This window comes from Mesorhizobium sp. M0761, from assembly GCF_040320205.1.
GTDB lineage: Bacteria > Pseudomonadota > Alphaproteobacteria > Rhizobiales > Rhizobiaceae > Mesorhizobium.
This window is the reverse complement of record NZ_JAMYPF010000014.1, coordinates 1-12244: the sequence shown is the minus strand read 5'-3', so window position 1 is coordinate 12244 and position 12244 is coordinate 1. Positions and strand designations below refer to the sequence as shown.

The following is a 12244-nucleotide window of genomic DNA, read 5'->3' as shown; positions in this document are numbered from 1 at the left end:
TTTTCGCTAATCGCCAGCGCGGAGTGGCCTGAGCATGGGTCACGACCTCGTTCCATCGCGTCAGCGCAAGAATGCAAAGTCCATGCGTCGCGTCATGACCGATGCCGAGCTGAAACTGTGGAATGAGTTGCGGGCTCACCGGCTGATGGGGATGAGCTTTCGCCGACAGGTACCGATTGGGCCCTACATTGTCGACTTCGCCTGTTCGGCCCACCACCTCGTAGTCGAGGTTGATGGCAGTCAGCATGCCGACGTAGAAGATGCAGAACGCGACAAGGCACGCAGCGCTCAATTGAGTGCCAGTGGCTGGACCATCCTGCGCTTCTGGAACGACGACGTCATCCGCGATATCGACAATGTCTGCCAGCACATCGTGATCGAGGCCGGCTTGGCCGGCGCCGACGTGCCGGCGCCAGCAAGGGAGGAGCTTGTTTCATGATCGACCATCTCGGCATCAATGTCGCCGATTTTGGCGCGTCGAAAGCCTTTTATGACCAGGCGATGGCGCCGCTTGGCGCCTCGCTGATCTACATTGTGCCACTGGAATATACCGGCGGCGCCAAGGTCGGTGGCTATGGCCGCGACCGGCCGGTGTTCTGGCTGCAGGCCAGCGATGACAAGCCGAGGACCCATCAGCACGTCGCCTTCACCGCGCGCAGCCGCGCCGAGGTCGACGCCTTCCATGCCGCGGCGCTCGCCGCCGGCGGCAAGGACAATGGCGGGCCGGGGCTGCGCCCGCATTATCACCCGGACTATTACGGCGCCTTCGTCTTGGATCCCGACGGCAACAATGTCGAGGCCGTCTGCCATGCGCCCGAATGACTATGAAACGGAGTGAGACGCCATGAGCCTCGACAACCGGCCGATCTACACCGGTGGCTGCCAGTGCGGCGCGGTGCGCTTTCGCGTCGAGGGTGCGCTGGGTGACGCCTCGATCTGCCATTGCCGCATGTGCCAGAAGGCGTTCGGCTCATTTTACGCGCCCCTGGTCTCGGTGCGTGGCGCCAAACTCGACTGGACGCGCGGCGAACCGAAATATTTCGCCTCGTCCAGCCATGTCGATCGCGGCTTTTGCGCCAATTGCGGCACGCCGCTGACCTTTACCGCGCCCGACGGCATCGGCCTCGCCATCGGCGCCTTCGACAATCCGGCTGATATCGTGCCGCTGATCCAGTGGGGCACGGAGGCAAAACTTCCCTATGTCGATACCATCCCGCAATTGCCGGGCGAGGACACTATGGCCGACATGTCGTCGGCGCCTTATCTCGCCGAGCTCGTCTCCTACCAGCATCCCGACCATGACACCGAACAATGGGACACCGAACACCGGCCGCCAGAGGGAAAATCATGACCGATGAAGTTCGAACCGGCGGCTGCCAGTGCGGTGCCGTGCGTTTCCGCATCAAGGGCAAGCTCGGCCGGGCGTCCATCTGCCATTGCCGCATGTGCCAGAAACAGTTCGGTTCGTTTTTCGGCGCGCTGGTGACAGTGCCCAAGGATGGCGTCGAATGGATGCGCGAAGAGCCCACCTATTTCCAGTCGTCGGTCAACATCGATCGCGGCTTCTGTGCCCGCTGCGGTACACCGCTGACCTATCGCCAACCTGGCGCACTGGAGATCGCCATCGGCGCCTTCGACGACCGCTCCGATCTGGCGCCGCAGATCCAGGTCAACTACGCGGTCCGATTGCCTTGGGTGGAAACGATCTTTGACCAGCCCATGCATCAGGATCCGGATTTCTACTCCCGCCAGGAGCAGATCATCTCCTTCCAGCATCCCGACCACGAAACCACGGACTGGCCCGCGCACGGCCTGAAGATATGAGCAATGAAATGAACAGTGAACTTCGTACTCTTTATCCAGAGATCGAGGCGTTCGAGTCCGGCATGCTCGATGTCGGCGACGGCCATCATATCTACTGGGAGCGCTCCGGAACCAGGGGCGCCAAGCCGGCCGTTTTCCTGCATGGCGGTCCCGGCGGCGGCTTCTCGCCAAAACATCGGCAATTGTTCGACCCGAAGCTTTACGACGTCATCCTGTTCGACCAGCGCGGCTGCGGGAAATCGACACCCAACGCCTCGCTCGAGGCCAACACCACCTGGCACCTGGTTGCCGACATCGAGCGGCTGCGTGAGATGTGCGGCTTCGAAAAATGGCTGGTGTTCGGCGGCTCGTGGGGCTCGACGCTGGCGCTGGCCTATGCCGAGACGCATCCTAATCGCGTCAGCGAGCTTGTCGTGCGCGGCATCTACACGCTGACCCGCGCCGAACTCGAATGGTACTATCAGTTCGGCGTCTCCGAGATGTTCCCCGACAAATGGGAGCGTTTCCTGGCGCCAATTCCTGAAGCCGAGCGCGGCGACATGATGGCCGCTTACCGCAGGCGGTTGGTCGGCGCCGATGGCAAGGCGCAGCTGGAAGCCGCCCTTGCCTGGAGCCTGTGGGAAGGTGAGACGATCACGCTGCTACCGGAGCCGGAGACCAGCGACAAGTTCGGCGAGGACGACTTCGCCATCGCCTTTGCCCGCATCGAGAACCACTATTTCGTCCACGCCGGTTGGCTGGAGGAGGGGCAGCTTCTGCGCGATGCCTATAAGCTCGCGGATATTCCCGGCACAATCGTCCACGGCCGCTACGACATGCCGTGCCCGGCGCGCTATGCCTGGGCCCTGCACAAGGCCTGGCCGAAGGCGGATTTCCACCTCATCGAAGGCGCCGGCCATTCCTATTCGGAGCCGGGGATTCTGGATCGGCTGATACGCGCGACGGATGGGTTTGCGGGGAAATGACAGCGCGCGGCACCCCCCTCTGTCCTGCCGGACATCTCCCCCTCAAGGGGGGAGATTGGCTGTCATCGGCGCTTTCGCAAATCTCCGTCGCTGCAGGAAACGATCCGACGCTAAAGCTGCCGATCTTCCCCCTTGAGGGGGAAATGGCCGGCAGGCCAGAGGGGGGTGCTCGCGCGCCAACAGAACAATGACCAAACAACGCCTCTATCTCTTCGACACAACCCTCCGCGATGGCCAGCAGACGCCGGGCATCGACTTTTCCGTCGAGGACAAGATCGCGATTGCCAAGCTGCTCGATGAGTTCGGCATGGACTATGTCGAAGGCGGCTATCCCGGCGCCAATCCGACCGACACCGCCTTCTTCCAGCAGAAGCGCACGGCGAAGGCAAAGTTCGTCGCCTTCGGCATGACCAAGCGGGCAGGCGTGTCGGCATCCAACGACCCGGGCCTGGCAGCGCTCGTGCAGTCCAAGTCCGACGCCATCTGCTTCGTCGCCAAGAGCTGGGACTATCATGTCCGCGTCGCGCTCGGCTGCACCAATGAGGAAAACCTCGACTCGATCAACGCGTCGGTCGAAGCAGCTGTTGCCGCCGGCAAGGAAGCGATGGTCGATTGCGAGCATTTCTTCGACGGCTTCAAGGCCAATCCGGACTACGCACTGGCCTGCGCCAGGACCGCCTATGATGCCGGCGCGCGCTGGGTGGTGTTGTGCGACACCAATGGTGGCACGCAGCCCTCGGAAGTGCGCGCCATCGTCGACAAGGTCATTGTTTCAGGTATTCCGGGCGGCCATCTCGGCATCCATGCCCATGACGACACCGGCCAAGCGGTGGCCAATTCGCTCGCCGCCGTCGAGGCCGGCGTGCGCCAGATCCAAGGCACGCTGAACGGCATCGGCGAGCGCTGCGGCAACGCCAATCTGGTCTCGATCGTACCGACGCTGGCGCTGAAGCCGGCCTTCGCCGATCGGTTTGAAACCGGCATCTCGGCCGAGGCGCTGACCGGGATATCCCGGCTTTCCCGCGCCTTCGACGAATTGCTGAACCGTGCTCCGGAAGCGCAGGCGCCCTATGTCGGCGCCTCAGCCTTCGCCACCAAGGCCGGAATCCATGCCTCCGCACTGGCCAAGGAGCCGGCGACCTATGAACATGTGCCGCCCGAGGCGGTAGGCAACCGCCGCCGCGTTATGGTTTCGGACCAGGGCGGCAAGGCCAATTTCCTCGCCGAGCTGAAGCGGCGCGGCATCGATGTGCCCAGAGACGACCATCGTCTCGATGCGCTGATCTCGGTGGTCAAGGAGCGCGAGGCCGAGGGCTACGCCTATGAGGGCGCCGATGCCTCCTTCGAGCTGTTGGCGCGCAAAATGCTGCACGGCCTGCCGGAGTTCTTCAACGTCACTTCGTTCCGCTGCATGGTCGAGCGCCGCTTCGATGCCAACGGCCAGTTGAAGACGGTCTCCGAAGCCATCGTCAAGGTGATGGTCGAGGGCGAGGAGAAGATGTCGGTGGCCGAAGGCCACGGCCCGGTCAACGCGCTCGACATCGCGTTGCGCAAGGACCTCGGCAAATTCCAGAGCGAGATCGCCGACATGGAGCTCGCCGATTTCAAGGTGCGTATCCTCAATGGCGGCACCGAGGCGATCACTCGCGTCCTGATCGAATCGCATGACGGCACCGGCGCACGCTGGTGGACGGTCGGCGTGTCGGAAAACATAATCGACGCCTCCTTCCAGGCGCTGATGGATTCGATCGTCTACAAGCTGATGAAGAACCGCGACATGGCGGGATTGGTGGCGGCGGAGTAGGGTTGCAAGACGTGGGTTTCCTCGCCCCCCGAATGGGGCGAGGAACTGGCGCCGCCCCTTGAGCCATCAGCGGAAGTCCATTGATCCATCATAATTTTGCGATGGTTTTGGATGGCCCACTGGGCCATAGCGGTTGCTATGGCCAGCGACACGATCCAGCCCGACGCCGACTCCAAAGCCCGCAGCGGCTTTCTCCTCGCGCTCGGCGCTTATCTGCTATGGGGCCTGTTGCCCTTCTACATGAAGGCGGTTGCGCATCTGCCGCTGATCGAGGTGATCGCCCACCGCATCGTCTGGTCGGTGCCGATTGCTGCTGCAGTGCTGGTCTGGGCCGGCCGCACAGCCGATTTCAAGGCGGCGATCCGCTCGCCGCGCAGCATCGCCATGGCGGCGCTGACGGCGACCCTGATCTCCGTCAACTGGGCCATCTATGTCTGGGCGATCTCGGTCGACCGCACCGTCGAGACCGCGCTCGGATACTACATCAACCCATTAGTTAGCATCGTCGTCGGCGCGTTGTTGCTCGGCGAGAAGCTCGACCGGCTGCAGATCGCGGCCGTGTTGCTGGCGGCGGTCGCAGTTGCCGTTCTGACCGTCGATGCCGGCAAATTGCCTTGGGTGTCGTTGGCGCTGGCGTTTTCCTTCGCTGCCTATGGGTTCTTCCGCAAGACGCTGCCGATCGGCCCGAGCCAGGGCTTTCTGCTCGAAGTGCTTTTGCTGTCGGTGCCGGCGCTTGCCTACATCGTCTTCCTGGTCGTCAACGGCCAGGACCATTTCATCTCCAGCAACGGCACCGATATGGCTTTGCTCATCGGCTGCGGCCCAGTCACCTCGGTGCCGCTGCTTCTGTTCGCCTTCGGCGCCAAGCTTCTGCGCCTCTCCACCATCGGCATCATGCAGTACATCGCACCGACCATGGTGTTCCTGATCGCCGTGCTGATTTTCGACGAGCCGTTCGGCACCACGCAAGCAATTGCCTTCGCGCTGATCTGGGCGGCATTGGCGATGTATTCCTGGTCGATGTTTCGTGGCCGTGAAATCCGCCCGGTGGCATTGGCCCCGAAGTAGGGAGCCTTTCGATGTACGTGCTGCATATCGCCAACAAGAACTATTCGTCATGGTCGCTGCGGCCATGGGTGCTGATGCGCACCCTCGACATTCCGTTCGAGGAGCAATTGACGCCGTTTCCGACCGGGCCCAGTTTCGATCTCTACCGGGCGTTCTCGCCCAGCGGGCGCGTGCCTTGCCTGGTGGATGACGGCTGGGCTGTCTGGGATTCGCTGGCTATTGCCGAGTATCTCGCCGAGCGCCACCATGGTGTGTGGCCTGCCGAGGCCAAGGCGCGAGCCTGGGCGCGCTCGGCCGCCGCCGAAATGCATTCTGGTTTCACGGCCTTGCGCGGCGCATGCCCGATGAATTGCGGCTTGCGGGTGAAACCGTTGCCGATGTCGGACGCGCTGAAGCAGGATCTGTTCCGTTTGGGCGATCTCTGGAACGATGGCCTTGCCCTGTTCGGCGGGCCGTTCCTTGCCGGCGGCCATTTTACCGCCGTCGACGCCTTCTTTGCTCCGGTGGCGTTCCGTGTGCTATCCTATGGGCTGTCTTTCGAAGGGGCAGCTGCAGCCTATCCCCCGCAATTGCTTGGCCTGCCGGCCATGCAGGAATGGTATGCGGCGGGTCTCGCCGAGACCTGGCGGGAGCCGGACCATGAGGCGGAGATCGCTGCCGCCGGCACCATCGTCGAGGATCTTCGCGCTACGGCGTGATGGGCATTCTAGGAAAAGCGCGTCGCGTTCCCTTGGGAATTGCGTGAAAACAAAGGGATCGGGGCGTTACGTCCGCCCGAGCCGCCTTACGAACATGTAGGTCGCCGCGGCGATCACGATCGAAACCGCCGAGACCACCCAGAAGCCCATCGGCGTATTGACCATGGGCAGGCCACCGACATTCATGCCGAACAGGCCTGATATGATGGTCATCGGCAACAGCACCGCCGTCATCACCGACAGCACATAGAGCAGCTGGTTGGACTGCATTGTCAGCTTGGCCATCAACTCGTCCTGCAGCAACCTTGCGCGTGCCTGCAACTGCTCGCCGTCGTGATAGAGCGTGTGTGCCCGGTGCGAGAGCCTTGTCGCCATGTCATTGATCCGATCGGGCAGCTCATTGCGATGCGAATGGTCGAGATGGCGAAAAAGGTTTGTGAGCGTCGCCATCTGCCGGTGGATGACCACCAGTTGACGGCGCGCCTCGACCAGCGACTGCCGCTCGCCGTGCCAGGCATCGCGCACGATACGGTCCTCGATGCCGTCCAGCGTATCGCCAAGACCGTGGAGTTCGGCCGCCATGCCGTCGAGCGACTGGCCCATGACCGCTTCGACCAGGTCGGCGGGGGAGCGGAATTTGCGCGAGCCGCTCTCCACCGCCTTGCGGATGAGATCGACCGATTCCAGTGGCTGCTTGCGCGCGCCGATCAGCGTCTTGTCGTTGAGCGCAAAACGGAAATGGCCGAGCCCGCGCGCTTCCGCCGAATAGTCGTGGCGCAGATCCGGCAGGTCGCCATAAAGCCAGGCATCCTCGAGATCGACGTGGCAACCCTGGCTGGCGCCGAGGAAAGCTTCGCGCACCGGCCCGGGCAGAGCCTGCTCGGCGGCGATCTCATGACGGGCGCGCAGGTCGGACAGCTGGTAGCTGCGCCATGTCCATGCAACCTCGGCCGCGTCCTTGGTGCGCAGGCCCTCGGCGGTGAAATGGTAGATGAAGAACAGCCCGTGCTCGTCGGGCAGGTAAGGCGACAGGCCTTCCGCGTTGAGAGCAATGTTCACGGCTCGCCTCGCCAAGAAATTTCGACCAGGTTCAGATTTCGACTATGCCGACGCGCGGATGCCGACCCGTCCTTCGTAACACGAGGGAGGCGGGTTCCGTGTGACGGTTTCTTGACAGGCGATCACAGTTTGTCGAGCAGCGTTTAGAGTGTTTGCTGCTATCGCCGACGAATGGAGCTCACCCATCGCAACGGTCCGGTCAATCGCCATCTGCGTGACGCAAGCGCCGCATCGCGCTCCGCCACCAGGTCGTCTCGGATCCTGGCCAGCGCGCTACGCTCGGCTACGAGGCCGTCTTGGCCCAGGGCGAGCGCGTCACGCTCCGCCATGAAGCTGTCTCGGGCTTGGATGAGGTCCTGCTGGGCGTGAGCAAGCGCATCACGCTCCGCCATGAAGCTGTCTCGGGGCTTGGATGAGGTCCTGCTGGGCGTGAGCGAGCGCGTCACGCTCCGCCATGAAGCTGTCTCGGTCTCGGATGAGGGCCTGTTGGGCGTCAGCGAGGGCGTCACGCTCGACGATGCCCTTTCCCAGTTCGCCGTGTAGCCGTTTAGCGGCCAGGTTCCCTGCGGCAACGGCCTTGCCAACCACATCGCAGCTCTCATCGAACGTCGCCCGCACCCTGTCGAGCTGGTCGCGCAAGTCCTGGCTGTCGCCTTCAGACGCCATACTGCGCAAAATGGCATAGGCACTGCGGACTAATGGCGTGGCATCCGGATGGTTTTGCAGATCAGCGACCGAGGCCCGCTGATGATGCAGATCCTTGTCCAGGAACTCGGCGATTGCGGCGTCGGCGTGATCGGACGTGACAGGCCAGACGATTCCGGTCTCCCTGGCCGCGCGGTCCATCTGATGTCGCCAGTCGCTCAACAGGTCTTCGTGGCGCAGGATACAGCGCGGCATGTGTCGCGAATGATGCTCCGCTTCGAGCACGTGCCTGAGCCACAGCATGAACGCTGTCGGCAGTGCCATTTGATCCCGTTCCTGCAGCGAACAGGCGACTTCGAGCGGGTTGCGAACAGGCAGAAATGCGATCGGATCAATCCTGAGATCGGCCAGGATCGAGGCCATGAAGGGAAGGAACCGGCAGATCCGCGGATCCTTGACGAAAAACAGGGGGGCATCGCCGAACTCGCTGGCAATGATCGCCGTCATCATGGGCCGAAATCGCTCGGCTGCCGGCGACTGCAGCCACTGCCGATCTAGCGGCAGCCAATCTTGCCAGGAGGAGGCGGCCGCCGTGAGCAGGTGGTCGTCGGCGATGGTGAGTGGGGTACTTTCCCAATGTCCCTTGGGATTGTGGAGGCTCCCGGGCAGCAGATGTTTCGGCGGCGTGGCTCCATGCGCGGCGACGAGGGCGCCGAGCGCCGAGGTGCCGCTGCGGTGCATTCCGAGGACCAGGATCGCCGTCCTTGGTTGCGACGCGATCTCGCCCTTCGCGGCCGTCAATCGCTCGCGCGGATTCATCTCCCCTTTGTCTCGCTCTCCAAATTTCCGTTCCCGCCCAATGTTCTCCGATAACCAACTGCGAAGCGGGCTGCAAATGGAAATCGTCGCCAACGTGCTTACATTGCGCACAAGACGGAGCTCAAGAAAAGCTGGACAGATCGAAGTCAGCTGCGCCAACGCTACAGATCCTTGCCAAGCAGATGCAGTCGATCAGTGGCTTCGCATTGGACTTCTGCTTCTGGGCCAGGCTGGCCTTGTTGCTGTCGCCGATCCAGGTGTTGCCCAGTGTTTCGTAGCCGGCAGCCTTGAGCGCCAGCACGACGCGGCGCAGTTGGTGCGCCAGGCCGACGACACCAACCGGGCTCAATTCCTGGCCGCCTGCGCCAAGGCCGGCTTCGTCCTCACATCTTGTCAATCACCGACTGCACGCCTTCCGTCGGCGCATCGACCGACGACCCCGCCACCATGATGGCGGCGACGATGGCCTCGGGGTCTTCGACCACCAGCGGCTTGACCCGTTGCGCGGTGTGGATGAAGCCTTCGCTGGCCATATGGTCGAGCAGCGCCAGCATCGGATCCCAGAATCCTTGAACGTTGGCGAAGACGATCGGCTTGCGGTGATGGCCGAGCTGGCCCCAGGTCATGATCTCGACGATTTCCTCGACCGTGCCGATGCCGCCGGGCAGCGCCACAAAGGCGTCGGATTTCTCGAACATCTTGTGCTTGCGCTCGTGCATGTTGTCGGTGATCAGCAACTCGTCGAGCCGGTCAAGCGCGGTTTCGGTCGCCTCCTTGTTGATGAGGAAGCGCGGAATGATGCCCGTTACCTTGCCGCCGGCCTTGAGCGCGCCTTCGGCGACTGCGCCCATAATGCCTTTGGTGCCGCCGCCATAGACCAGCCGCAGGCCGGCTTTGGCGAGCGAGCGGCCAAGCAGGTGCCCGGCCTTGGCATAGATTTCATCGCGGCCCGGAGACGAGCCGCAATAGACGCAGACGGATCGAATCGTGTTCATTCGTGATTGGTGATTGGGTCTGAATGCGGGGTCAAGCCCCAAGGGCTGACAAGCCCGGGCTTTTTCTTGTCGGTGTCGGCAAAACACGCTAGACCGGCTTCAGGTGGCTAAGGGGTAGGGGAAATATGGCTGTTAATCCATTGAAGACGTTTCTGTTCGCGGCGGGTGGGACCGTCGCGGTCGTCGGAACCGCCTATGTATCGGGCGCACTCGACCCGTATCTGAATCCCACGCCGCCGGCCGCGATTGCATCGCTGACACCGCCGGCTGAAAAGCTGGCCGATCCGGGGACCGAGGGAAGGCTGCCGCCGGCGCCCGCCGCGCCCACCGATGCCAAGGCTCCCGCAGCACCCGCGCCTGCCGACGCAACGGCTCCCGCGACCGAAGCTGCGGCTCCGGCGGCACCTGCCGCGCCCGTTGCTGCCCCAGCAACCCCAGCGCCGGCCGCGGCCGGCCCGGTTGCGCCGAGCTTCGACGTCGTGCGCGTCGAAAGCAACGGCTCGATCGTCGTTGCCGGCAATGCTGCGCCCAATTCGAAGATCGAGATCCTCAACGGCTCCTCGGTGCTTGGCTCGACTGTCGCCGGTCCGGACGGCGCCTTCGTCATCGTTCTCGATGATCCGCTGAAGCCCGGCGACTATACGATTGCGTTGCGCGCGACGGCCGGCGATGTGGTTACCCCTTCCGTGCAGACCGCCGTCGTTTCGGTTCCCAAGGACGCCGCCGGCCAGGTGCTGGCGATGGTCGAGGAACCCGGCAAGCCGGCCGAGCTGCTTAGCGTCCCGGCGCCTGAGCCCGCGGCACCGGCCGCCGGCGATCAGGCCGCTGCCCCGGCCGCCGATGCACCTGCCGCGACCGCACCCGCCGCTCCCGCTGAAACCGCGCCTGCAGCTCCGGCTGTGGAAGCCGCCGCCGCTCCGGCAGCACCGGTGCCGGCACCGGCGGCACCGGCAACGCCGCCGGCTGCCGCCGTGGCTGAACCCAAGATCGTCGTCGAAGCGGTCGAGATCGACGGCGACAAGATTTTCGTTGCCGGTCTGGCTGACGCCGGCCGCAAGGTGCGCGCCTATGCCAACGATATCCTGCTTGGTGATGCGGTGACCTCGCCCGACGGTCATTTCCTGGTCGAGGCAACGCGCGATATCCCGGTCGGCAACTACACCATCCATGTCGACGGTCTCGATGCCGACGGCGTGAAGGTGGTAGCGCGCGCCGCCGTGCCGTTCGAGCGCGAACCCGGCGAAGCGATCGCCGCCGTGGCGCCCGCGGAGGCCAAGCCCACCGAGACCAAGCCCGCCGAAGCAAAGCCTGCTGAGCCGGCCGCACCGGCTGCTGCCGAAGCACCGGCCGCTCCGAAGCCTGCGGCGCCAGCCACTATCGCGGCTGCCCCTGCGAAGCCCGCACCAGCTGCTGCCGCATCCGCACCAGCCGCACCGGCGGCTGAAGCGCCGGCTCCGGCTGCCCCGGCGGTTGCCGGGGCACCTGCGGCACCGGCAGCGCCTGCCGCTGAGGTTTCAGCCGTCGTCGCGGCGGCAACGCCCGATGTGCCAGAGACGGTGGCGCCAAAGCTTGAACATGCCGACGGCGCGGTGATCATCCGCAGGCACGACACGCTGTGGCGGATCTCACGGCGCGTCTACGGTCACGGCGTGCGCTTCTCGACCATCTATCTCGCCAACCAGGACCAGATCAGCGATCCCGACCGCATCTGGCCGGGGCAGGTGTTCAAGGTTCCGGAAAAGTCCAAGGAAGGCGAAGCCGCCGACCTCAAGGCGATGGGCGAGCAGGTGACAACGGCGCCGGTGAAGACGCAGTAGCGGCCGAGCGCTTGATCTCCCCCCTTGAGGGCATAGGCGCTAAGATAGCTTTGGCATGGACTGAAACTTGCGCTTTCGTGGTGGCTCACGCCAGCGATATCGCAAGGCATGGAGTTTTTGGCGCAGGGCCGCCAAGGAAGGTTGAGGAAAGATGGTCGCGATCAGGATGGTCGCGATCAGAGAGGCGACGATCTGGCGGGTTGCGCGCCACAGCAGCGGGCGCCCGTCGCTCAAGGGGGAGAGACACCCAACTCCTGCGAGAGGGGTTCGGTCACAAGCGCGATGAGGAAGTGTGCAAGGATCCAAGGCCTTGCGATCCTTGGGTCCTTGGCGGGAGGAGAGCGCAGCCCGATCAGGCTCTTCAGGCGCTTGAAGGCGAGTTCGATGCGCCAGCGCATGCGGTAGAGCTTGAGGACCGTATCGGCGGGAAACTCCTCCCGGTCAAGCGAGGTCACAAGCAGGACGAAGCCGGCCGCAATCAGCGTCTGCGGTTGAACCTTGTTGCCCTTGGCCCTGGCTTCCTTGTTGATTTTGCGCCGCGCTTCTTGTG

14 protein-coding genes are annotated in these 12244 nt (G+C 63.8%); 9 read left to right on the top strand and 5 right to left on the bottom strand.

Annotated elements, in window-relative coordinates; translation table 11 throughout:
* Positions 1–34: 34 nt before the first annotated feature.
* The 8 genes from NKI32_RS21430 (at position 35) to NKI32_RS21395 (ending at position 6359) form a co-directional block, all read left to right on the top strand.
* Positions 35–439, top strand: coding sequence for an endonuclease domain-containing protein (locus tag NKI32_RS21430; RefSeq protein ID WP_023832487.1), 405 nt, complete (start codon positions 35–37; stop codon positions 437–439).
* On the top strand, positions 436–822 hold the full coding sequence (locus NKI32_RS21425; protein WP_352512299.1) for a VOC family protein: 387 nt from the start codon (positions 436–438) through the stop codon (positions 820–822). The genes NKI32_RS21430 and NKI32_RS21425 overlap by 4 nt, the downstream gene beginning before the upstream one ends.
* A gap of 22 nt (positions 823–844) precedes the next feature.
* Positions 845–1351, top strand: a complete 507-nt coding sequence (locus NKI32_RS21420) for a GFA family protein (protein ID WP_023687308.1) — start codon at positions 845–847, stop codon at positions 1349–1351.
* Entirely contained in the window at positions 1348–1824 is a 477-nt protein-coding gene (locus NKI32_RS21415; protein WP_023687309.1) for a GFA family protein, read from the top strand. Before NKI32_RS21420 ends, NKI32_RS21415 begins: the two co-directional genes overlap by 4 nt.
* Positions 1825–1832: 8 nt before the next feature.
* On the top strand, positions 1833–2789 hold the full coding sequence (gene pip / locus NKI32_RS21410) for a prolyl aminopeptidase (protein ID WP_023702703.1): 957 nt from the start codon (positions 1833–1835) through the stop codon (positions 2787–2789).
* A 187-nt stretch (positions 2790–2976) separates the two neighbouring features.
* The gene (gene cimA / locus NKI32_RS21405; protein WP_023684468.1) at positions 2977–4593 is read left to right on the top strand and encodes a citramalate synthase; all 1617 of its coding nucleotides are present in this window, start codon (positions 2977–2979) and stop codon (positions 4591–4593) included.
* Positions 4594–4731: 138 nt separating this feature from the next.
* Complete coding sequence (gene rarD / locus NKI32_RS21400) at positions 4732–5661, top strand: EamA family transporter RarD (RefSeq protein ID WP_023673577.1); 930 nt, start codon at positions 4732–4734, stop codon at positions 5659–5661.
* 11 nt (positions 5662–5672) lie between these two features.
* Complete coding sequence (locus tag NKI32_RS21395) at positions 5673–6359, top strand: glutathione S-transferase family protein (protein WP_353003515.1); 687 nt, start codon at positions 5673–5675, stop codon at positions 6357–6359.
* Between the two features lie 66 nt (positions 6360–6425).
* Here the strand turns inward: NKI32_RS21395 and NKI32_RS21390 are convergent, their stop codons facing one another.
* From NKI32_RS21390 to NKI32_RS21375, 4 genes are all read right to left on the bottom strand, one after another.
* Positions 6426–7418, bottom strand: a complete 993-nt coding sequence (locus tag NKI32_RS21390) for a transporter (protein ID WP_023816821.1) — start codon at positions 7416–7418, stop codon at positions 6426–6428.
* 378 nt (positions 7419–7796) lie between these two features.
* Complete coding sequence (locus tag NKI32_RS21385) at positions 7797–8882, bottom strand: sulfotransferase family protein (RefSeq protein ID WP_353003513.1); 1086 nt, start codon at positions 8880–8882, stop codon at positions 7797–7799.
* 121 nt (positions 8883–9003) lie between these two features.
* Positions 9004–9279, bottom strand: a complete 276-nt coding sequence (locus NKI32_RS21380) for a hypothetical protein (RefSeq protein ID WP_023727585.1) — start codon at positions 9277–9279, stop codon at positions 9004–9006.
* On the bottom strand, positions 9266–9877 hold the full coding sequence (locus tag NKI32_RS21375) for an LOG family protein (protein WP_023673582.1): 612 nt from the start codon (positions 9875–9877) through the stop codon (positions 9266–9268). Before NKI32_RS21375 ends, NKI32_RS21380 begins: the two co-directional genes overlap by 14 nt.
* Before the next feature lie 125 nt (positions 9878–10002).
* Here NKI32_RS21375 and NKI32_RS21370 point away from each other — a divergent pair, with 125 nt between their 5' ends.
* A complete protein-coding gene (locus tag NKI32_RS21370) occupies positions 10003–11694 on the top strand; it encodes a LysM peptidoglycan-binding domain-containing protein (protein WP_353003511.1) in 1692 nt (563 codons plus the stop codon).
* 230 nt (positions 11695–11924) lie between these two features.
* On the opposite strand, the gene NKI32_RS21365 is transcribed toward NKI32_RS21370, so the two are convergent.
* A partial coding sequence (locus tag NKI32_RS21365; protein WP_502897975.1) for a transposase occupies positions 11925–12244 on the bottom strand: 320 nt, incomplete at its 5' end.

Bases quoted from the DNA above. Each gene is read 5' to 3' on its own strand.
- NKI32_RS21385 (WP_353003513.1), bottom strand. From the start codon at position 8,882: ATGAATCCGCGCGAGCGATTGACGGCCGCGAAGGGCGAGATCGCGTCG.
- NKI32_RS21370 (WP_353003511.1), top strand. From the start codon at position 10,003: ATGGCTGTTAATCCATTGAAGACGTTTCTGTTCGCGGCGGGTGGGACC.
- NKI32_RS21425 (WP_352512299.1), top strand. From the start codon at position 436: ATGATCGACCATCTCGGCATCAATGTCGCCGATTTTGGCGCGTCGAAA.
- NKI32_RS21430 (WP_023832487.1), top strand. From the start codon at position 35: ATGGGTCACGACCTCGTTCCATCGCGTCAGCGCAAGAATGCAAAGTCC.
- rarD (WP_023673577.1), top strand. From the start codon at position 4,732: ATGGCCAGCGACACGATCCAGCCCGACGCCGACTCCAAAGCCCGCAGC.
- NKI32_RS21415 (WP_023687309.1), top strand. From the start codon at position 1,348: ATGACCGATGAAGTTCGAACCGGCGGCTGCCAGTGCGGTGCCGTGCGT.
- NKI32_RS21375 (WP_023673582.1), bottom strand. From the start codon at position 9,877: ATGAACACGATTCGATCCGTCTGCGTCTATTGCGGCTCGTCTCCGGGC.
- NKI32_RS21420 (WP_023687308.1), top strand. From the start codon at position 845: ATGAGCCTCGACAACCGGCCGATCTACACCGGTGGCTGCCAGTGCGGC.
- NKI32_RS21395 (WP_353003515.1), top strand. From the start codon at position 5,673: ATGTACGTGCTGCATATCGCCAACAAGAACTATTCGTCATGGTCGCTG.
- cimA (WP_023684468.1), top strand. From the start codon at position 2,977: ATGACCAAACAACGCCTCTATCTCTTCGACACAACCCTCCGCGATGGC.
- pip (WP_023702703.1), top strand. From the start codon at position 1,833: ATGAACAGTGAACTTCGTACTCTTTATCCAGAGATCGAGGCGTTCGAG.